This window comes from Trichocoleus sp. DQ-A3 (assembly GCF_039961975.1).
Lineage (GTDB): Bacteria > Cyanobacteriota > Cyanobacteriia > Cyanobacteriales > FACHB-T130 > FACHB-T130.
The window spans coordinates 340,472-360,679 of sequence record NZ_JAMPKC010000004.1 but is presented as its reverse complement, the minus strand read 5'-3'; the positions used below and the strand labels follow the sequence as shown (position 1 = coordinate 360,679).

Sequence of the window (20,208 nt, the reverse complement as noted above, 5' to 3'; positions counted from 1 at the left end):
ACCCTCAATCATGCTGTGTCAGGAGGATTTAAGTTTATGAAACGATTGGTTCGTCTGCTGACAGTGTTGGCTATGTTGGTGAGCTGCTTAGGATGGATGGGGCTGCCCAAAAGCGCTATTGCAGCCGATTTGACGGGTGTAGCACTGCACTCTTCATCAGTGTTGGCAGCAGTCGAGGCACCCCTCCGGAATCGGGCGGATGATAAGCTAGCCACCGAGTTCGGGAAAAAGATTGACTTGAACAACACCAATGTGCGAGCGTTTCGGCAATATCCAGGGCTGTACCCCACTCTGGCTCGCAAAGTTGTCGATAATGCACCTTACAAGAAAGTAGAAGATGTCCTGCAAATTCCAGGCCTAAGTGACGGTCAAAAAGAACGGCTTCAAGCGAACTTGGATAATTTCACGGTGACAGAAATAGAATCAAGCTTCGTGGAAGGTGGCGATCGCTATAACAACGGCTACTACTAAAGTGCTGGGTGCTAATGCCGAGTGCTATAGCTCTTTGAGCATAAACTTAGCGATTGGCTAATCATGCTGAGTAGGGACTAACAAGGAAAAGATTCCGCGTATAAAGTGAGCCAAACTTACTTTATACGCATAATCCAGACCCTAAAAAGAACATTCGCCCCTAACGACTCATTTTCACCACCCACTCCTCAATGGAGTGGGTTATTTATTATGAGTGGAAGTATTAAGGAACTTATCATTGAACCCTATAAGCTCAGAATCTTTACCCCAGCAGGAAATACCTATCCACTTTGATGTCTTAGTAGTAGGCGCTGGTGCAGCCGGACTTTATGCAGCGCTTTGCCTGCCAGACTCGTATCAAGTTGGTTTGATTACAAAGGATACTCTGCCCCTTTCTGCCAGCGACTGGGCGCAAGGCGGCATCGCGGCTGCAATTGACCCGACAGACTCATCTTCGCTGCACATTGAGGACACAATGCGGGCAGGGGCGGGTTTGTGTGACAAAGAAGCCGTACAGTTTCTTGTAGAGGAGGCTGCATCCTGCATTGATTCGCTCGTGGATATGGGCGTTGCCTTTGACCGCAAAGGAACCTATCTCGCTTTGACCTTAGAGGCGGCTCATTCTCGTCCCCGCGTGCTTCATGCTGCCGATACAACGGGTCGCGCAATGGTGAGTACCTTAACCGAACAAGTGCTGCGCCGCCAGAATATCCAGGTTATCTCTCAAGCATTTGCCCTAAGTCTGTGGCTCAATCCTGAAACTGGTGAGTGCCAGGGAATTTGCCTGGTTTACCAAAATCAGATTAGCTGGATAAGGGCGGGTGCGGTGGTGCTGGCGACAGGCGGCGGAGGTCAAGTATTTGCTCAAACGACAAATCCATCGGTCAGTACGGGAGATGGGGTAGCGATCGCGTGGCGTGCTGGGGCTATCCTGCGAGACTTAGAATTTGTCCAATTTCACCCTACAGCCCTCACCAAGCCGGGTGCGCCTCGTTTTTTGATTAGCGAAGCAGTCCGGGGGGAAGGCGCTCATCTGGTCGATTCCCAAGGACGACGATTTGCCTTTGATTACCATCCAGCGGGTGAACTCGCACCGAGAGATGTTGTCAGTCGAGCGATTTTTAGCCACTTGCAGCAAATTGCAGCCGACCCTGCGACAGGCCACGTTTTCTTGGATTTGCGCCCAATTCCCGAAGAAAAGATTCGCCACCGTTTCCCTAACATTATCCAGGTGTGTCAGCGGTGGGGAATTGATGTCTTTCACGAGCCAATTCCGGTTGCGCCAGCGGCTCATTACTGGATGGGAGGCGTCGCCAGCGATTTAATGAATCGCACCTCGATTCCCGGTTTATATGCGATTGGGGAAACAGCTAGTACTGGCGTTCACGGTGCCAATCGTCTCGCCAGTAATTCCCTACTGGAATGTTTGGTGTTTGGTGCCCAACTGGCTCATTTAGAAAGGAGTCAGAAGCAAGAAGGAAAGACTCGAAAGGATCAAACAGCAACGATGCAGGATGAAACAATACAAGAAAAACCAGACAGTGGAAGAAGGGGAGAAAATTCCCCTTTGACTCCTTCTCATCCCTTATCCTTCACCTGCGATTCGACCGAACGAGACAAAATTGAAGCTTTACGGCAAGATTTACCGCGCTTAGTGTGGCAAAGTGCTGGAATTTGTCGATCGCAAGAGGTTTTAGAGAATGCGATCGCTCAAATCGAAGTTTGGCAACAGGAATTTGCTGCTCTGTCTCTAAGTGAGTACCTGATGAATTTAATCCCCGGTCAGCGTGCTAGTTTCGACTTACCCGATGCCGACCAACAACTGCGAACTTGGGGAGAAACTCACAACTTACTAGATGTAGCGTATCTAATTCTCAAAAGTGCTGCTTTTCGTACAGAGAGTCGAGGCGGACACTACCGAACTGACTTCTCTCAAACCTCGCCAAACTGGCAAGTTCACACCTTAGTTCAACATCAGCATTGGTGGAAATCTCCCCCTCTGCAAAACTAAACAGTTAGAAGAGAGAACAAACTTCTTTCTGCTTGCCTTTTAACTTTTACTTGACCTTTACCTTTGCCTGGTTCAGCGCGTTCCTGCACCAGTACCATCGCCAGCAGGAGGGCCGTTATCTTTCGGTTGAAATGCTTTCCCTTCCCCGCCAGATTGTAGTAAATTCTGGGTCTCAGCAGCACTCCAGAAGCTGTTTGACGGGCTGTTGTTGGGAAGAGTGGGGTCGATTCTGGCAGACACCATCTGGGGGCTGAATAGTTGCAACCCAATCAGTAAAGTTGCTGTTCCTGTGAATCGAAAGTAATTACTCATAACACCCGTTACAGTTCCTAGACTTTTGGGAGTGCCACTTTTGGGAGTGCCAGTAATATCAGTATATCCACTGAAAACCTCAGTAGCCAGTACCTTTATCAAATCTTTTTCTTTACTTTCTCTTCATGAAAACTTGAGCTTCTACAAAGAATTTGTAAAGTTAGAATCTGTAGTAAGGTACGCTAAACAAAGCTGTGGAAGTTGTTCGAGTGATTTTCTGACAATAGCAGGCGTTTCTGTGTAGTGGTCAACTAAACGTTTATTTGTAAGTTTAGTATTCAGTATTTTCAACGATAGATCTGGCAATGAATCCGGAAAATTTTTATAAGCTTAATATTTCGTATTTTTATTTTCTCGAAAAAGTTATTATCAAATCAAAAATGATTTAGGCTCTTCCTTTGGTATTAATTGCTAAAAGTTTGATTGAAGCTTTCAAGACAGGTGTTATACCTTTCATTTTTGGAGACTACATATCAGATATCTCCAGTCCTCTTTTAAGGGGACAATAGATGTCTCCATTGCAGACATGAAGTAAAATCGTCAGGACTTACACATCTGTCACAAGCAATGGCGCGGCTATGCGTGCCGAGCGCCAAACAACTAGAGGACAAACATGGTTCTATCCTCAGCTCATGACGTATCCCAAAAAAGTAGGCGTATTCACACCAAACTCTATTAAGTGAATTATCAAGGCGAAAAGCACAAGGCAGCACTGGTAAAGACTGTGTTTAAGAAAGGGCAGTTTCAGCGCTGGGTGTAGAGGTTCCAGCGATCGCGCCTTTTCACGCTTAGGTTGGCAGGGCAAACTGGGATATATCTACTAAAGCAAATAAACTCTTGAGAGTCGATGAGTTTATCCGAAGAACCTGTAAACGATAGCTGCTGTTCAAAATGGCAGCAGTTCATCAGATGTTTCAGTTAGAGGTTCAGTATCAGCGTTACCAAATCCAGCTCTAACAACCTAGATCGAGACTGGATTGGAGTTCGCTGTACAGGAAAGCGCAGCATAAATTATTGTCTTTTTACCTAAATTTGCTCTGATTTGGCACAGAAACCCGTCTAGTAATCGTTAAGACAAACATCAACACCAAAAGCTGGACTTGCCAAGGCAAAAAGAGCAAACATAGAATCAAACTGACAGATGCTGCTGATGCAGCAAGCATGGCAACTTCATCGTGAGAATTCTCAAAGATGACGAAGGCTGATGCTATCGAGATTGCTAAAGGGATTAAAAAAAGCAAGGACATATCCAAAACCTCTTGAAATCGAATATGCAGGCTACTTGTTGTCAAGTTGCCCTGTTTAGGGTCATTCCATCAAGCTATTACCATGTTTCCCTCCTCACCTCCTTTACACATCACCCTAATGGGTAAACTTTTCTTAGGAAAAATACAGGGGATCGTCTGAGGGATTAGTATAGATCGAATTTAAATTTTACGCCCTAAGTCGCCGTCAATTTATAAAAACAAATTTAAATAAGAACGATAACGGCTATCAAATATAGCATTGTTGCGACCAAAACTACTGATACTATTTTGGGCGAATTTCGTTTAAGTAGCAGCTACGCTGGAGAAATTCAACTAACTATAGCAATCCTATTTGAGTTGTGGAATGCCAGCCCTTCAGCTTCTCAACTTCTCTAAGAAGCCGGGGAGCAAGGCTTCATGAATCCTTGAGGACTGCTATAGGTAGCAGGGATAGGAAGGAGGGGAGTTTTTTCAGTCAATCAGGCGAGAAAGCTCAATCTGCACGCACTGCTTGAGAGATAAGCGATTTGGGTAGACAAAGTACAGATCAAGTAAATACAAAGCTAACAGAAGCGATCGCTTAGTGTGTCTCTCAGTCTCTCTTGACGTCTAGGCTGTACGTAGGTTTCAAGGTATTGCTTTATCTGGATTGACTGCAAGCATCCTTCAACCCCTTTGATAAGGACTCTCGGCTAATCGCTCCCCCAAAATGTAAAGTTTTGTAACAACTTTTTTAACGGTGAGGGGTGTGACCCCTCAGTGGGGTATATTGAATTTAGTAGATGCACCCTGATGATCGACGCCCTCAAGTTTTTGTTGGGCGTTTTTTGTTTTTGGGGGAGTAGCGATCGCGCAGGCTATGGGCGGCTACTCGGTTCTTTGAAGCTGGTAGAAGCAGCTTCTGGTAGTAATGTCATTTTGTTGTGCAAATCGTCTGCAACAGTTCCTTAACCCCCGCAATGGGCGCGCCGCTACGCTACCTACCAAAGTGGGAAAAGAGGAATCACAGATGTAGCGCTCATAAAGTGAAGGGGGATAACGCGCGACAGCCAGAACGTTTGGCTCTTTGAGAAGCGATTGAGAAGTTTTATAACAATCTTTTATTAGGGGTGGGGGGTGTGACCCCTCAGTGAGGTATATTGAATTTAGTAGATGCACCCTGATGATCGACGCCCTCAAGTTTTTGTTGGGCGTTTTTTGTTTGACTTAATACTCGTAACCGCAAGTTAATTTCCCTCCGCGCTTGCGGGGAGGGGTTCCAGGAAGTTCAGCCCCAGAGTCTTCTCAAACGGCCAAAAGCAATAAGATACAGCTTGTAAAAATTTCTTTTGACTCTGTAAGCGCAAGGCAATGTGCGCTTACAGAGCTAGCTAGGAGAATAGGCGTTACCCACGCTCTCGATAATTAGCGGCGTCTGCCACCAGAACCAAACGATCCCCGACTACGACTGGGACGCGATCGCGATCCGCTGCCAAAACTGGGACTTCTATTCGCGCGGCTGGGAGTTGATCCGTTAGAGCGACGCAGCGTGCTGGAACCATAACCCGATCCAGTAGAACGGTTTCCGCTTTGCGGGACTCGACGAATGCTGGTCGGTTGACTGGATGAAGGCGATCTTAAGCGCCCAGTTGTCCGCAAGGTTTGACGATTTCTAACAGCAGGTGGCGGTGCTTGGTAGCGGGTTTGGTATTGCTGAACCGCTTGACTATAAGTGTTGCCGTATCCGCCGTAACCTCTCATAATTCCGCCCGGTTGATACACTGGCGGCATATAGTAACGCGGCGTAAACAACAAACTGCCTACGGCTTGACCTGCCAATGCTCCTGCAAAAGGTGCCCAGAAGCTTGACTGCTGACGCACGACCACGGTCTGGGGTTGACCTGTTTGAGGGTCGGGTCGCGTTTCAGTGACGTTGTGAACGTATTCAATTTTGAAGTCTTCTGGAATGTGCAGAGATGCCTGACCGTTAGCTGCTTTCACATAACCCTTCTGACCAGACTTAATTTCTTCGTCTGTCAGACGTGCCATTTGCAAATCTGTAGAGCGATAAACGGCGGGCGTGCCCGGAGGGGTATTGAGCAACATGAGGGTGTATTCCCCATCGGCATCATTGTAGGTTGCCTGCTGGACTGGATATTGTCCGTCAGGCAAACGACTTTGAGTGGTCGTTGTCTTAAAGTCCCGATTCTGAGATGGGGCTTGGGTTGTGGTTGAGGGACTACCACAAGCTACCGTTGTGAAGCACAACGTCAGGGACATGAAAAGAATGGTCAATCTACGTAACATAAACGGATGAATAATTTTGATGAGGAAGCTATTAGCCATTAAAGGGGAATCTAAAGGGGAATCAGTTCTGGAAAATTCAGCAACAATTGATCGTTTGTGAGTTCATCACCCAACTGCGCTGGAGAAAAGTGAACTTGTATTGCTCGCAGCCTTTCCTGATAGTGCAGATTAACCAAGGCTTTTAGACCTTCTTTAAGCGCACTAAGATTGGCGAGATCGCCTTCGAGTGGGGGAACTTCCCCCTCATAAGCCACCGTAATCATCACAATCAAGTTGCGAGTGACTGGCAATGACAAGGGTTCATTTCCGTGAGAAGGTTGGCTGAAGTCTGGTTCGCTCAAATAGCGCTCAGCAGAGTCTGTGAACAATTCATTCACATAGTCCCCAGCTTCACCTTCATTCCAGAAAACGTCGCCTTCATTCGCTGCGGATTGCCAGTAAGTATCGTACTGTAAGAGGTTCTGACAAATTTCAACCAGTCCTTCGCCCAAAATTTGCAGATCCCCGTCAGCTTCGACGGCTTCTCTAGCAGCACGATTTAGAACTCCCAACAGAGGCGCAACCTCTGCACCTGCTAGATGGACAAACAAACGACAGACTACAAAGCGGCTTTTGCCACTGATTTGATTGAAGCGATCGCGCCAAGAAGTCATGACTTATCTTGCTACCAAATGCCAATCTTAGTCAATTGAGCTACTTTTTTACTGTACTCGGTGGGTGCGATCGCAGCCGTCTACCCTCAGAATGGTTTGACTGCTCTAGCTGGGCTGGAGACTTCCTGGCCTTACAGGGTTGTATAAAGGCAATGTCACAGTGCAAGTGGTTCCCACCCCGACTTCACTCTTTACTGTAATTGTGCCGCCGTGTAAGTCCACACACTTCTTAGTCACGGTTAGTCCTAATCCCGAACCAGCGACATTTCCAACATTTTCCCCTCGATAGAACGGCTCAAATAGATGAAGTTGGTCTTCTGGTGGAATACCAATGCCTTTATCCCTAATTTGCAGAGTTGCCTCTTGGCGATCGCAAACGAGGGAAAAATGAATATGACTGCCTTGGGGGGAGTATCTAATCGCATTGGAAAGTAAATTGGTAACAATCGAGCGCAGAAGTTTTTCATCGATTGCTGAGTTTGGGCTATCTCCCTGGCTGACAAATATTATTGAATTCTTACTACCTGCAATTAACCGCATTTCTTCAGTTAAGTAGTAGCAAAGCTTTTTGATATCAATAGACGCAGGATTAAATTCTAGTTTCCCAGCTTCTGCTCTATTGATTATTAGAATATCTTCTAATAGCTGAACCATGTGTTTGGCACTGGCTTGAATCCGAGCAATATTTTTCAATAATTTCTCTTTTGACCATCGCTCGAAGGAATGTTCTAAGGATTGCGAAGAGAGTAAAATCGTGCTGATTGGAGTGCGAAATTCATGGGAAACCATTGAAAAAAAGCGCATCTGAAGCTGACTGAGTTCTTTTTCTCTTTCTAGCGCCAGATGAATTTCTTCCGCTTTTTTAACATCGGTGATGTCTACTCCTGTACCTAGGATTTGTTCGGGTCTACCGTCAGCAGTTCTTGTAAAGACAACCTCACTGATATGAAACCAACGCCATTCACCCGTGGCGTTTTTCATCCGGTATTCTTTTTCGATTACTTGATCTTCTGTAGTAGTGGCAAACTCTTTGCTAAATTCCTCGATTTTAGCGAAATCTTCTGGGTGTAAAAAATCTGATAAAATCCGCGATCCGATTGCTTGAATTTCTGCCTGGGTGCATTGAAAAAAGTCTTCCGTTCGGCGATTGGCATAAACATTACAATCTTGGATTATGTCATAAATGTAGAGCCAATTAGGAGTTGTATCGGCAATTTTCTGAATGAAACGTTGGCTTTCCTTCAGCGCTTCCTCGTTAGCTTTGCGCTCGGTAATGTCGATGCAGGTGCCAATGTAACCCGCAAAATCTCCTTCTGGGGTAAACCGGGGAACTCCTTTATCTACAATCCAACCGTATTCGCCATCAGCCTTTCTCAATCGATATTCTATACAAAAGGACATTCGGGAATTGAAAGCGGATAAGTAGCTATCTAAACAATGCTGAATATCTTCAGAATGCACGCCTTCCAACCAACTATTCCCAATTTCGTGTTCTAGAGTCCGTCCGGTAAAGTTTAGCCAAGTCTGGTTGAAAAACGTACAAAGTGCGTCTGGATCGGACATCCAAATCATCACAGGGGCACTATCAGCCATCATGCGGAAACGAGCCTCGCTTTCCCGTAGCGCTGCCTCCGCTTGTTTACGCAGGGTGATGTCGCGTAGCACCGATAGATTTCGCCCAGGAAGAAAATTAGCTCTAGCCGAATACTCAACTTCTCGCACGGTTCCATCTGGATGAAGGAGGCGCAATTCTCCGGTTGCCAGCCCTTGTTTTTGGAAGTTGTGCCACGCCTGTTCAAAATCGAAACTAGGCTCCATAAAGTCTGCAATCCGCTTTCCCAGGAGTTCTGGAAGTTGCAGCCCCAGTAGTTGGCAGGCAGCGGGATTCCCCTCTACATAAGCGCCCTCGTTATCTGTAATTAATATCGCTTCGAGTGCGCTCTCAAAGATTGCTCGCAGTTGTTCTTCCCTAGTACGGATGTCGGTAATATCCATCGCTGAGCCGGTAATGCCAATAACTTCCCCGGTTGGATTCCGCAACGGCTCTACGGTTAAATCGTAGTGGCGAACTTTTCCATTGAGTGCAATACACGTCTGTTTGCGCGTTCCAATTCCGCTTTCCAGCACCGGGCGCTTAATCGCTACCAGCTGTTGGGCATCTTCAGGCGAAAAGACTTCGGTTTCTAATTTTCCTAGTAAAACTTCGTCAACAACCCTTGAGGTGGGATGATGTACCCAGGTGTAGCGTAAATCGGTGTCTTGATTAAAGACAACGATGGGTGAATTTTTGAGCGCAATCCGAAAGCGTTCCTCACTAATTCTCAGTGCTTCTTCAGCAGCTTTGCGATCGCTAATATCGGTAGAAATACCACCAATTGCGTAGGGAATCCCTTCGGTGTTATGAATGAGAAACTTGAGCGATAAGTAAGTGCGGATACCGTCGGGGCAAGGAATGAGTTCTTCAAACTCAAAGGAACTTCCAGATTCAAGCACTCTTTTGTCGTTTGATACCAATCTATCTGCGATTTCCTTGGGAAATATATCGTAATCGTTTTTGCCAAGAACTTGCTCTCTAGTGAGGTGCAATAAATTTTCAAACTGGCGATTGACTAGAATGTGTCGGCAAGAAGTGTCTTTAAGGTAGATAATTGCTTGAGAGTTATCTAAAATTGCCTGTAGCCGTTGTTCGCTCTCTTTGAGAGCGAGTTCTGCTTGTTGGCGTAGCGTAGCGTGCCGCAGGCGATCGCTGATATCGCGAGCAAAAAAACTAGCGTACTCCTTGCCCTTAAACTGCAAGTAATTGCCTGTCACCTCAATCGGGAATATCCTGCTATCTTTACTACGATGATGAGACTCCAGGGAGAGAGAGCCGCGTTGCTTGATAGCTTGCCAAATATCTGGCCAGACTGCTGGGGGAATGTCCGGATTTACGTCAGATAGGCTCATCGAGAGTAATTCTTCTCGTGAATAACCGATGGAATGACAAAGGGCGTCGTTTACATAGACAAACCGCCCTTCCGGATTTATCCAAGCGATCGCATATACTGCCCGATCGACACAAAATTGGGTTAGATGTAACGCTTCTTCAGCTCGCTTGCGCTCGATAATTTCAGCCAGCAGCAATTCATTCGTACTAACGATTTCTGCGGTTCGTTCCTGAACTCTGATTTCTAGTTCCTCATTAACCTTTCTGAGTGCTTCCTCTGCGCGTTGACGCTTTGCATTTTCGCTATACAGAAGCAAGTAAACCCAGCATAAAAGCAAAAAAACCGAGCCTGTGCCAAGATAATGCATCAGGATTGTATTTTGAGCGCTGGTTGATACTGCTAGCGATCGCTGCTGTAAAAATGCTCGCTCATCATTCTGCATCTGCTGAATTAACTGGCGAATCTCACCCTGACGCTTTTGCTCCTCTTCAATCAGGGCAATCTGACCAGCCGCATCTTCATCATTGTTTTGCCGCAAGGAAACTAACTTTTCGACTACAGGGAGTTCCTTTGTCACTAAAGACTCAAGCACATTCAACTTTGTCTGTTGCAGGGAATTATCGCCCGTCAACTTTCGGAGCTTTTGAATTTTCGAGCCAATTTCCGGACTAGCCGCGGGAGCGGTGTTTAGCCAAGTTTCGTCGCCCCTGAGGATATCGTTGCGTTCCTTTGCTTGAATATCTTTTAGCGTAGAAAGCATCTCATCAAGGTTCTGCACAACTTCTTCAGTGTGCTGTATCCATTCATGGCATTCGATCGGTTGAGTCATGCTCCAATACGAAGCTGTACTTGTTGCACCGAGTAGCAACAATGCCAACCCTAAACCGCTGATAATCATTGTTTTTTTAATAGGCCACTTCATCGCATTGTTTTCTTGCTAAGGTTACTGTTTATCCTGCGTTAATCGTCCGAATGATAGATGATATTCTATGAATAGGGCATTTTAGCCAATTAGAGACTTTATCAATCATCTTTATTTCCCGTTTTTTATCAACTAAAAGCAATTTATGCAATGAGAATCCTTCTAATAGAAGATGATTTGCGTCTTGCAGAAGCTTTAGTAGAAGCTCTTACCGATCAAACTTATGTGGTTGATGTGGTGACAGATGGGGAAGCTGCTTGGGATCAAGTCCAAACCGTTACGTATGACTTAATTTTGCTAGATGTAATGCTGCCTAAGCTAGATGGCATAAGCCTTTGCCGTCGATTGCGCTCTCATGACTACAACCAGCCAATCCTCATGATCACTGCCCGTGACACTAGCGCAGATAAAGTCACCGGCTTAGATGCTGGAGCGGATGATTATATTGTTAAACCGATCGATCTGCCAGAGTTATTAGCCCGGATACGCGCTTTGTTGCGTCGAGGGAGTTCCTCAGCGTCTCCAGTGCTAGAGTGGGGCAGCTTGAGCTTTAACCCTAGTACCTATGAAGTTAGCTATGCTGAGCAATCTTTGCACTTAACCCGCAAGGAATATTCTTTATTGGAGCTATTCCTCCGCAATGGTCGGCGGGTACTCAGCCGCAGTAGCATCATTGAACACGTATGGTCTCTTGAGGAACCGCCAGAGGAGGAGACTGTTAAAGCCCATATTAAAAGCCTACGGCAGAAACTCAGAGCAGTAGGCGCACCGCCCGATTTGATTGAGACAATTCACGGTATTGGGTATCGCCTTAAACAGCTATCTTAATTTGATGCTTTGTAAACAGCAGCAAAATATTCCTTACAAAAGTTTACTGTTTTTTTCATTTCTTCTCGATTTCTTCCCGATTTCTCCTCTAGTTTTTTACATTTGAGACGTAATCTTAGATTCAAAACAGGCTAGAGTCTGTTTCCCAATCTGACGACCTCCTTTTAATGCAGGCTGGGTTAGTCGGCATACGCTAGAAGCGATTAATCCAGTATGCTCTCTTTGCGCTAGTAGATAGAACTGATATTAATCCAATAGAAGCTGAGTTTCCTGTTAATATTCATGCCTTGAGTTTACAAAGCAGCCGATGTTAACAAAAACCTCTAAGCAAGATACCCATAAACTTTATGGCTGGGGGAAATTATTACCTATTAGTCAGCCTATAAGTACTATTTTTGTCTCTTTATTTGCAAAGAAAGTAATTAAATTTCATCTGTGTTTTTACGTGAAAACTTCATAAATAAAATAAGAGAAAATCTCCAGTTTTAAAATTTGGTTCGGGCAAGACGTTGATATTTTTAAAAGTAAAAATAATAGATATAAATTAGAAAATCAACCAGACAAAACCAGAATGTTATTCGATAAAAAGTGAGGTTAAAATGGCTAATCGAACCATCAATTTAACAATGTTATGGGTTGCCGATGAAATTGCTCAAATCTTAGACAATGAACAAGAGTATTTTGAATACGGAGCTTTTTTAAATTCTAGATTATATAAAGAATTAATGACTTATACCCTGAGTCGAGTTCCTAACGTATACGCTGCGATCGAGGATGGTCAAAAACTTTCAGAGAAATGTAATCGCCGTTACTGCTCTGGAGAAAGAAAGCTGCACATAGAAACAGTAATTCGCCAAGGAATTTTTGAGATTCTCCAAAGGAAGAGAGATTGGATTAAACATCAACTTCCTAGCTCGTCTGAGCAGAGTTTTTCCCCATCTACTTGGTTTACCTAATTTGCAAAGGTTTAAAATGAAGAAAGCAAAAAAATGAAAATGCGAGCGCACCCTACCTGAATCAACAGGGCATTCCTTGCGATCGCATTCTTATTCCTGCCTACTCTTTGCTCAAGGAGCGCTCACCACGCCAATAGTTTGTGGAATTGTTCTTGGAGATGTAATATAATTTACACCCTGAGCAAGCAACTGTGAAGAGCCGCCACCATCGAGCATAACTACTTGATCTGCACCAAACTTTTTTAGTGTCTGTGCTGCATGAAACTGAGTTGAATCACTCGAATTAAAAATTAAAACGGTTTCGGAGATTCCATTATAGTCTCTATCTAGGACTCCCATAAAAGTTCTACCTAAATTTTTGTTCATAAATTTATTCGCCTTTTCGCTTAAACCAACAATGATATTGGGAGCTGAAGAAGAGTAAAGAGAGTTTTTACCATTGAAAACGCTAATTTCTGCGCGATTCTTCCAAACCGCAAGCATCAGCTTTTGGCTAGCAAATTCACTTTCGCCTGCATAGCCGTCACTCATAATGATTCCATTGGCTTTAACTGGAAAAGCTAAGTTAGTGATGGTGGCGGATTTAGTGTCATTTCTGAAAAACTGACCATTCGTTATCGAAAAAGCTTTTTTATTAAAAGAATAGAAATTTTTCCAAGCTTGTGTCAGCGTTTGGCGTCTCAACTTAGGATCGTTTCCTCCATAAGCGCCTTGTTTCTTACCGGGATTGGTAATCTCGCCATAAAGGAATTTGACAGACGCGCCTTGGCTCAAATCAACAACTTGCACATAATCAGATTTTTGGTTATAAAGCGTAACTCCTGGCGCACTTCTAATAGCTTTAAAACCAAGAGGAAAGAATTTTTGATTGCGATCGTTTTTAACAAATGGTGTTTGTGAGGAGATACCGTTTTTAGCATCCAACCCTAGAGAATGTTCCCGGTGAATAGAATTCGCGGCTACATAAGCAACAGGTAAAACGGCAAAACCCCTCCGTGCGGTTTTTAAATACCTTAAGTCTGCGAAGGCGGAGTTCGTTGGTACTGTTGAGGCTGCTATTCGCTCGAACTTGGCTCGCTCGTTCTCAGATTTAGACGCAGGAAGTTTTGGAGCGCTCAAGTGGATGCTTTGAGCGATCGCGCTAAAAATCAAATATGCAAACATGAACAATCTCTTCTCGAATTAATCTGGCTGACGATACCTGATTCGCTAGCGAAAGCTACATAGCGTTCGCGGCTGTCCTCCGAGCCGCTAATTCAGCCCCAAGTTGAATCGCTGCTTTCATACTGGTAGCATCGGCAATTCCCTGACTAGCGATATCAAAAGCAGTCCCGTGATCGGGAGAGGTGCGGATGAAGGGAAGACCGATAGAAGTATTCACCGCTCGGTCAAATGCCATCAGTTTAACGGGGATTAAACCTTGGTCATGATAGAGCGCCAAGTAAGCATCGTGAGCCGATGAGATGCCATTTGAACCGAACCAGGCTTGACCGGGCTTTACCCACATCGTATCTGGGGGAATTAGGCCATCCAGTTGCAGATCGGGTCGCCGTTGTTGCTCTAGCCAAGGGATTAACCAATCGATTTCTTCTCGTCCTAGTTGACCTTGTTCGCCGCTGTGGGGATTTAATCCAGCGATCGCTATCTTTGCCTTTTCTATCCCAAAATCTGCCTTTAAGCATTCCACCAGCAAATCAAGCTTATTCGTCAGCAGTTGCGGTGTCAGCACCTCAGCGACTTGACGGAGGGGAATATGAGTAGTGGCAAGTAAAGTGCGGAGTGTCCAACCAGTATGCGGCGAGCGCGCCACAAATAACATCCCAAATCGCTGGACGCCAGAACGCTTGGCTAACAATTCTGTTTGACCAGGATAATCATATCCTGCGGCTTTCCAAGCAGATTTCGCAATCGGGCCTGTAACAATGCCTTGGAACTCACCCGAAAGCGTGTGCGCGATCGCTGTTTCCATATAAGCAAAGCTTGCCGCGCCACTCGCAGCATTCCCAGTTCCAATCTTGATTTGCCGCTCTATTTCCCCGTCCAGTGGGACATCAAGAATTGATAACTGTGCCGGGTCTGCTAGCGGTGCTGACACCAACTCAGATGCCTCCCCACCCGCTTCTAAAGTCTGTGTAGGCAGGCTTTGTTCCTGTTGCTGGGAGCGGCACGGCACCCTGCCCTTACATTGTCGGGTCAATCGATGATAAGTTTCTTGCAACAGTCCCCGACTGCCAACGACAGTAATCTCGCAATTTTCGGTAATCGGATCTGCCAACGCCTTCAGCACCACCTCTGGCCCAATCCCCGCCGGATCTCCCAGTGTTACCGCTAACCGAGGACGTTCTTGCCGTTGTGTGAGATTGGTCGGTGTTTGTGTAAAGAAAGTTTTCACAGCTTTCAGTTTAAAATACTCTAAACTTTTTAATTGATTCCCAAGGAGCCTATAACCGATGAGCGGTGAGATTTTTAATGCAGCTATATTGTCCTCTACCCTGATTTTAGTGGGTCTGGGTCTAGGCTTTTTGTTACTCAAAATCCAAGGCGGCGAAAACGAGTCCCTCTAAGGGCAACCCCTGAAAGCAAGGGCAAGCCACGCTGGGGCGTGTTCCATCAACGCGCCTAGCAGCTTGTCCGTTGCCATAAAAACGAATCGTTGATTTGTTCCTCGCCCGTTGCTTTGTCATCTGGCGAGAATTTACTATTGGGCATTTTCATAGGATTAGCGACTAGTAATTGAAGTGCGCGATCGCTCTGATTACTAGTTTTGTAAACTTTCTTTGCGTTAATTCTGAGATTTCTGATAACATCTTATAGAAAGTTTAAGATTCCTTACTAATTACTAGATGACTTTATTAATTGTCGGTGCCACCGGCACCCTGGGCAGACAGGTGGCTCGTCGGGCAATAGAAGAGGGCTATCAAGTTCGCTGTCTGGTACGAAGTGCGAAGAAGGCGGCATTTTTAAAAGAATGGGGCGCTGAGTTAGTCGGCGGCGATCTCACCAATCCTGAAAGCCTGAAAGCAGCCTTTGAAGGTGTCACAGCCGTGATTGATGCGGCAACTTCACGACCGACAGACGCCACTAGTATCAAACAGGTAGACTGGGATGGCAAAGTAGCGCTGATTCAAGCCGCCAGCGCTGCCAAAGTTGATCGTTTTATCTTCTTTTCCATCTTGGATGCTGAAAAGTATCCTAATGTCCCGTTGATGGAAATCAAGCGGTGTACGGAGCTTTTCTTAGCAGAATCCGGGTTAAATTACACCATTTTGCGACCTTGCGGCTTTATGCAAGGGCTGATTGGTCAGTATGCAGTGCCGATCTTAGATGGACAAGCTGTATGGGTGACAGGGGACACCTCTCCGGTGGCTTACATGGACACTCAGGATATTGCTAAGTTTGCAATCAAAGCCCTGAAGGTTCCGGAAACTGAAAAGAAAACCTTCCCGATTGTCGGTTCTCGCGCTTGGGGTGCTTATGAAATCATCCGCCTGTGCGAACGTCTTTCTGGGCGAGAATCCAAGGTGACGCGAATGCCTTTGGGCTTACTGCGGACAGTGCGACGGATCGCTCGCTTTTTTGAATGGGGCTGGAACCTAGCAGATCGGTTGGCTTTTGCCGAAGTGGTAGCGACCGGCAAACCCCTGAATGCGTCGATGGATGAGGTTTATCAAGTCTTCGGGATAGACTCAGCCCAAATCACGACTTTGGAGGCATACCTGCAAGACTACTTCAGTCGCATCTTGAAAAAACTCAAGGAAATTGATTACGAAAAATCAAAAAATAAAAAGCAGAATAAAAAGAAGATGCCCTATACCTCTTGAACTGATTACAGCCTCAAAGCAAAGTGAGTTGTTAGTTGTTGGTTTTTAATAGGTTACATACCTAAAAACCAATCCTCGATCGCTAACAATTAAGAATGAACTACTACCGGACTCGAAGCGTGCCCAAAGCAGGGATTATATACAATGACACCAAACCTGTAGCTTGTCGCGCTGCAACAGAGTTAAAAGACAAGCTGACAGCCGCTGGTTGGGAAGTTTGCATGACAACAGGTTCCGGTGGGATTTTGGGATATTCTCGCCCCGATCGTCCGGTATGTCATACCCCAATCGATTCCCTGGCTCCCCCCGGCTTTGATGAAGAGATGAAATTTGCCGTGGTGTTAGGGGGAGATGGCACGGTTCTGGCGGCATTTCGCCAAGTGGCACCTTGCGGGATTCCCTTGCTGGCGGTGAATACTGGGCACATGGGTTTTCTCACTGAAGCTTATGTGAACCAGATCCCGCAAGCGCTGGAAATGCTCATGGCTGGGGAGTATGAAGTCGAAGAGCGGGCGATGCTCGCGGTGCAACTATTTCGCGATAATGTCCGGCTGTGGGAAGCGCTGTGCCTGAATGAAATGGTGATTCATCGGGAACCGCTCACCAGTATGTGCCATTTCGAGGTGCTGATTGGGCGTCACGCGCTGATGGATATTGCCGCAGACGGGGTGATTATCTCGACCCCGACTGGCTCGACGGCTTACTCATTGAGTGCTGGGGGGCCGGTGGTGACGCCTGGAGTGCCGACATTACAGTTGGTGCCGATTTGTCCTCATTCACTGGCGTCTAGGGCGTTGGTGTTTGCAGATAGCGAACCTGTGACGATTTTCCCCGCAAATCCTAACCGACTGGTAATGGTGGTGGATGGGAATGCTGGATGCTATGTATTGCCAGAAGATCGGGTGTATCTGGAGCGATCGCCTTTTTCAGCTCGATTCATCCGCTTGCAATCCCCTGAGTTTTTCCGAATTTTACGAGAAAAACTCGGTTGGGGTCTGCCTCACATTGCTAAACCGACATCGGTTGAATTGCCTTAAAAAAAGCCAGGAGTCATGAGTTATTCGTGATTTCCCAACGAATGACCCATGACCCATCAGCCGGACGAATTACAAAAGTTAACATAAACCAAGCCGTTAATCTCCAGCTTTGGGTATCCCCCCTCTGATAGACTTCTAACTGGAATCGCCAGATGAAACGACGCTAAATCAAGCAGTTGAGAGGATAATTTTTGTGGAAAACACGCTGGGATTAGAAATTATAGAGGTAGTTGAGCAAGCTGCGATCGCATCCTCCCGGTGGATGGGAAAAGGCGAAAAAAACATCGCTGACCAAGTCGCGGTGGAAGCCATGCGGGAGCGGATGAACAAAATTTATATGCGGGGTCGGATCGTCATCGGTGAAGGCGAACGGGATGATGCCCCCATGTTGTATATCGGAGAAGAAGTTGGTATCTGTACCCGCGAAGATGCCAAAACTTATTGCAACCCAGATGAATTAATTGAGATTGACATTGCCGTTGACCCCTGCGAAGGCACCAACCTCGTTGCCTACGGTCAAAATGGTTCAATGGCAGTTCTGGCAATTGCTGAAAAAGGCGGTTTGTTTGCCGCTCCTGACTTTTACATGAAAAAGCTGGCAGCGCCCCCAGTGGCACGCGGTCATGTTGATATTAACAAGTCCGCCACCCAAAACCTAAAGATTCTCGCAGAGTGCCTGGGTCGCTCGATTGAGGAACTGGTGGTCGTAGTGATGGATCGCCCTCGTCACAAAGAACTAATTCAAGAAATCCGGCAAGCGGGAGCCAGAGTGCGACTGATCAGCGATGGTGACGTTTCTGCTGCCATCTCCTGCGCCTTTGCCGGTACCAATATTCACGCTTTGATGGGAATTGGTGCTGCACCCGAAGGCGTCATCTCAGCAGCCGCTCTGCGCTGTCTGGGTGGACACTTCCAAGGTCAGCTGATCTACGATCCAGATGTGGTGAAAACTGGATTGATCGGAGAGAGCAGAGAGAGCAATATCGCACGGCTTAATAGCATGGGCATCACAGACCCAGACAAAGTTTACAGTGCTGAGGAACTCGCCTCTGGCAAGACAGTTCTGTTCGCAGCTTGTGGTATCACTCCTGGTACGCTCATGGAAGGCGTGCGGTTCTTCAAGGGTGGGGCACGGACTCAAAGCTTGGTCATTTCCAGCCAGTCGCAGACCGCCCGCTTTGTTGATACAATCCACATGTTTGAAGAGCCGAAGCAACTGCAATTGAGGTAGTCTGCGGATAATCGGAAATCGGGTTGCAGGTTGTAGGTTGCAGGTTGAAGGTCGTGCAGGTTAACTTTCACCCTTCAATCTTCACCCTTCAATCTTCAATCTTCTAATCTTTTAACCATCAACCCAATAAGCAATTAGTAATTAGCAATTAGCAAATGAATATTGCAGTCGTAGGTCTTAGCCATAAAACAGCGCCGGTTGAGATTCGGGAAAAATTAAGTATTCCAGAGCCAGCGTGTGAAGGTGCAACTCTTGCCCTCATGAGCTACCCCCACATTGCAGAAGTCGCGATTCTTAGCACCTGCAACCGCCTGGAAATTTACATCGTTGCTCATGAAACCGAACAGGGCGTTCGGGAAGTCACCCAATTTCTTTCCGAACACAGCAAATTTCCCCTCCATCAACTGCGGCAACACTTGTTTGTTTTGTTGCATGAAGATGCAGTCATGCACTTGATGCGAGTGTCAGCAGGTTTAGATAGTTTGGTGCTGGGGGAAGGGCAAATCCTGGCGCAAGTGAAACATACTCACAAACTGGGACAGCAATACAAGGGCATTGGTAGCATCCTGAATCGGTTGTTCAAGCAAGCACTGACTGCTGGGAAGCGAGTTCGGACGGAAACCAGTATCGGTACGGGTGCTGTCTCCATCAGTTCAGCAGCGGTAGAGTTAGCCCAGATCAAAGCCCAGAACTTGGCAGCTTGTCGAGTGATGATTCTAGGTGCGGGGAAAATGTCCCGGCTGTTAGTGCAACATTTACTGGCAAAAGGAGCGGTTCACATCTCGGTGTTGAACCGTTCTATGCAACGGGCACAGGAATTGGCGAATCAGTTCCCAGAGGCACAGTTGCAACTGTATCCACTGTCAGAAATGATGTCAGCGATCACTTCCTCGGATTTAGTGTTTACCAGTACCTCTTCCACAGAACCATTGTTGAATCGGTCGAAACTGGAAATTCACCTGGAAGCGCACCGAGGTTTGATGATCTTTGATATTTCCGTGCCGCGTAATGTGGATGGGGATGTTAACGATCTGGACAACGTGCAGGCGTTTAATGTCGATGATTTAAAGGCAGTGGTGGCTCAGAATCACGAAAGCCGCCGCAAGATGGCAATGGAAGCCCAGGAATTGCTAGAAGAAGAGGTGGAAGCCTTTGATCTCTGGTGGCGATCGCTGGAAACCGTTCCTACCATCAGCTGCCTGCGCGATAAAATGGAAACGATTCGCACCCAAGAGTTAGAAAAAGCTTTGTCTCGCTTGGGTACGGAATTTGCCGAAAGACATCAAGAAGTTATCGAGGCACTAACGCGCGGAATTGTCAATAAAATTCTGCACGATCCGATGGTACAACTGCGATCGCAGCAGGATATCGAAGCCAGACGCAAAGCGATGCAGGCACTCCAAACTCTGTTTAACCTGGATATAGGCGAACAATTTAGTTAATCGTTCGGGGTTCATCGTTCAGGGTTCATGGCAAACTTCTATGAACAATGAACAACGAACAACG

The 20,208-nt window shown here is 46.3% G+C and carries 19 protein-coding genes; 10 read left to right on the top strand and 9 right to left on the bottom strand.

Going from position 1 to position 20,208, the window contains the following annotated elements; translation table 11 throughout:
- Nucleotides 1-36 precede the first annotated feature (36 nt).
- Entirely contained in the window at nucleotides 37-471 is a 435-nt protein-coding gene (gene psbU, locus NDI44_RS10375; RefSeq protein ID WP_190415476.1) for a photosystem II complex extrinsic protein PsbU, read from the top strand.
- Nucleotides 472-709: 238 nt separating this feature from the next.
- Nucleotides 710-2,482 carry an L-aspartate oxidase gene (gene nadB, locus NDI44_RS10370; RefSeq protein WP_190415474.1) on the top strand — a complete coding sequence of 591 codons (1,773 nt, stop codon included), beginning with the start codon at nucleotides 710-712 and terminating at the stop codon, nucleotides 2,480-2,482.
- 72 nt (nucleotides 2,483-2,554) lie between these two features.
- Here nadB and NDI44_RS10365 read toward each other — a convergent pair whose 3' ends face one another.
- The 3 genes from NDI44_RS10365 to NDI44_RS10355 all read right to left on the bottom strand — a co-directional run bounded on the left by NDI44_RS10365 (nucleotide 2,555) and on the right by NDI44_RS10355 (nucleotide 4,041).
- Complete coding sequence (locus NDI44_RS10365; RefSeq protein ID WP_190415473.1) at nucleotides 2,555-2,896, bottom strand: hypothetical protein; 342 nt, start codon at nucleotides 2,894-2,896, stop codon at nucleotides 2,555-2,557.
- 642 nt (nucleotides 2,897-3,538) lie between these two features.
- On the bottom strand, nucleotides 3,539-3,700 hold the full coding sequence (locus tag NDI44_RS10360) for a hypothetical protein (protein ID WP_190415471.1): 162 nt from the start codon (nucleotides 3,698-3,700) through the stop codon (nucleotides 3,539-3,541).
- Nucleotides 3,701-3,816: 116 nt separating this feature from the next.
- Nucleotides 3,817-4,041 (bottom strand): hypothetical protein, encoded by a 225-nt coding sequence (locus NDI44_RS10355; protein WP_190415469.1) that lies wholly within the window; start codon nucleotides 4,039-4,041, stop codon nucleotides 3,817-3,819.
- A gap of 792 nt (nucleotides 4,042-4,833) precedes the next feature.
- Here NDI44_RS10355 and NDI44_RS10350 point away from each other — a divergent pair.
- Nucleotides 4,834-4,992, top strand: coding sequence for a hypothetical protein (locus tag NDI44_RS10350; RefSeq protein WP_190415467.1), 159 nt, complete (start codon nucleotides 4,834-4,836; stop codon nucleotides 4,990-4,992).
- A 453-nt stretch (nucleotides 4,993-5,445) separates the two neighbouring features.
- Here NDI44_RS10350 and NDI44_RS10345 read toward each other — a convergent pair whose 3' ends face one another.
- From NDI44_RS10345 to NDI44_RS10335, 3 genes are all read right to left on the bottom strand, one after another.
- The gene (locus NDI44_RS10345) at nucleotides 5,446-6,327 is read right to left on the bottom strand and encodes a hypothetical protein (protein WP_190415465.1); all 882 of its coding nucleotides are present in this window, start codon (nucleotides 6,325-6,327) and stop codon (nucleotides 5,446-5,448) included.
- Between the two features lie 50 nt (nucleotides 6,328-6,377).
- Complete coding sequence (locus tag NDI44_RS10340) at nucleotides 6,378-6,980, bottom strand: DUF1517 domain-containing protein (protein WP_190415463.1); 603 nt, start codon at nucleotides 6,978-6,980, stop codon at nucleotides 6,378-6,380.
- A 105-nt stretch (nucleotides 6,981-7,085) separates the two neighbouring features.
- Nucleotides 7,086-10,829, bottom strand: a complete 3,744-nt coding sequence (locus tag NDI44_RS10335; RefSeq protein WP_190415462.1) for a PAS domain S-box protein — start codon at nucleotides 10,827-10,829, stop codon at nucleotides 7,086-7,088.
- A gap of 150 nt (nucleotides 10,830-10,979) precedes the next feature.
- Between NDI44_RS10335 and NDI44_RS10330 the strand changes: the two genes are divergently transcribed.
- Together NDI44_RS10330 and NDI44_RS10325 are read left to right on the top strand one after the other, a co-directional pair.
- Nucleotides 10,980-11,657, top strand: a complete 678-nt coding sequence (locus NDI44_RS10330; RefSeq protein ID WP_190415460.1) for a response regulator transcription factor — start codon at nucleotides 10,980-10,982, stop codon at nucleotides 11,655-11,657.
- Nucleotides 11,658-12,256: 599 nt separating this feature from the next.
- A complete protein-coding gene (locus tag NDI44_RS10325; RefSeq protein WP_190415458.1) occupies nucleotides 12,257-12,613 on the top strand; it encodes a hypothetical protein in 357 nt (118 codons plus the stop codon).
- Between the two features lie 111 nt (nucleotides 12,614-12,724).
- Here NDI44_RS10325 and NDI44_RS10320 read toward each other — a convergent pair whose 3' ends face one another.
- Together NDI44_RS10320 and pdxA are read right to left on the bottom strand one after the other, a co-directional pair.
- Nucleotides 12,725-13,777 (bottom strand): phosphodiester glycosidase family protein, encoded by a 1,053-nt coding sequence (locus NDI44_RS10320; protein WP_190415456.1) that lies wholly within the window; start codon nucleotides 13,775-13,777, stop codon nucleotides 12,725-12,727.
- 55 nt (nucleotides 13,778-13,832) lie between these two features.
- Entirely contained in the window at nucleotides 13,833-15,005 is a 1,173-nt protein-coding gene (gene pdxA, locus NDI44_RS10315; protein WP_339380813.1) for a 4-hydroxythreonine-4-phosphate dehydrogenase PdxA, read from the bottom strand.
- Between the two features lie 58 nt (nucleotides 15,006-15,063).
- Between pdxA and NDI44_RS10310 the strand changes: the two genes are divergently transcribed.
- On the top strand, nucleotides 15,064-15,177 hold the full coding sequence (locus NDI44_RS10310; RefSeq protein ID WP_190415454.1) for a PetM family cytochrome b6-f complex subunit 7: 114 nt from the start codon (nucleotides 15,064-15,066) through the stop codon (nucleotides 15,175-15,177).
- On the opposite strand, the gene NDI44_RS10305 is transcribed toward NDI44_RS10310, so the two are convergent.
- The gene (locus tag NDI44_RS10305; RefSeq protein WP_190415757.1) at nucleotides 15,139-15,297 is read right to left on the bottom strand and encodes a hypothetical protein; all 159 of its coding nucleotides are present in this window, start codon (nucleotides 15,295-15,297) and stop codon (nucleotides 15,139-15,141) included. The two genes, NDI44_RS10310 and NDI44_RS10305, sit on opposite strands and share 39 nt — an antisense overlap.
- 159 nt (nucleotides 15,298-15,456) lie before the next feature.
- On the opposite strand from NDI44_RS10305, the gene NDI44_RS10300 reads away from it, so the two are divergent.
- From NDI44_RS10300 to NDI44_RS10285, 4 genes are all read left to right on the top strand, one after another.
- Entirely contained in the window at nucleotides 15,457-16,434 is a 978-nt protein-coding gene (locus NDI44_RS10300; protein WP_190415452.1) for an SDR family oxidoreductase, read from the top strand.
- 119 nt (nucleotides 16,435-16,553) lie between these two features.
- A complete protein-coding gene (locus NDI44_RS10295; protein WP_190415730.1) occupies nucleotides 16,554-17,471 on the top strand; it encodes an NAD(+) kinase in 918 nt (305 codons plus the stop codon).
- Nucleotides 17,472-17,664: 193 nt separating this feature from the next.
- Nucleotides 17,665-18,702, top strand: coding sequence for a class II fructose-bisphosphatase (glpX, locus tag NDI44_RS10290; RefSeq protein WP_190415450.1), 1,038 nt, complete (start codon nucleotides 17,665-17,667; stop codon nucleotides 18,700-18,702).
- 155 nt (nucleotides 18,703-18,857) lie between these two features.
- Complete coding sequence (locus NDI44_RS10285; protein WP_190415448.1) at nucleotides 18,858-20,144, top strand: glutamyl-tRNA reductase; 1,287 nt, start codon at nucleotides 18,858-18,860, stop codon at nucleotides 20,142-20,144.
- Nucleotides 20,145-20,208: the final 64 nt, after the last annotated feature.

Coding starts and splice junctions, on each gene's coding strand:
- NDI44_RS10345 (WP_190415465.1), bottom strand. CDS start 6,327: ATGTTACGTAGATTGACCATTCTTTTCATGTCCCTGACGTTGTGCTTC.
- NDI44_RS10310 (WP_190415454.1), top strand. CDS start 15,064: ATGAGCGGTGAGATTTTTAATGCAGCTATATTGTCCTCTACCCTGATT.
- NDI44_RS10330 (WP_190415460.1), top strand. CDS start 10,980: ATGAGAATCCTTCTAATAGAAGATGATTTGCGTCTTGCAGAAGCTTTA.
- NDI44_RS10285 (WP_190415448.1), top strand. CDS start 18,858: ATGAATATTGCAGTCGTAGGTCTTAGCCATAAAACAGCGCCGGTTGAG.
- NDI44_RS10300 (WP_190415452.1), top strand. CDS start 15,457: ATGACTTTATTAATTGTCGGTGCCACCGGCACCCTGGGCAGACAGGTG.
- NDI44_RS10335 (WP_190415462.1), bottom strand. CDS start 10,829: ATGAAGTGGCCTATTAAAAAAACAATGATTATCAGCGGTTTAGGGTTG.
- NDI44_RS10325 (WP_190415458.1), top strand. CDS start 12,257: ATGGCTAATCGAACCATCAATTTAACAATGTTATGGGTTGCCGATGAA.
- NDI44_RS10305 (WP_190415757.1), bottom strand. CDS start 15,297: ATGACAAAGCAACGGGCGAGGAACAAATCAACGATTCGTTTTTATGGC.
- NDI44_RS10360 (WP_190415471.1), bottom strand. CDS start 3,700: ATGAACTGCTGCCATTTTGAACAGCAGCTATCGTTTACAGGTTCTTCG.
- psbU (WP_190415476.1), top strand. CDS start 37: ATGAAACGATTGGTTCGTCTGCTGACAGTGTTGGCTATGTTGGTGAGC.
- NDI44_RS10355 (WP_190415469.1), bottom strand. CDS start 4,041: ATGTCCTTGCTTTTTTTAATCCCTTTAGCAATCTCGATAGCATCAGCC.
- NDI44_RS10340 (WP_190415463.1), bottom strand. CDS start 6,980: ATGACTTCTTGGCGCGATCGCTTCAATCAAATCAGTGGCAAAAGCCGC.
- NDI44_RS10320 (WP_190415456.1), bottom strand. CDS start 13,777: ATGTTTGCATATTTGATTTTTAGCGCGATCGCTCAAAGCATCCACTTG.
- NDI44_RS10350 (WP_190415467.1), top strand. CDS start 4,834: ATGATCGACGCCCTCAAGTTTTTGTTGGGCGTTTTTTGTTTTTGGGGG.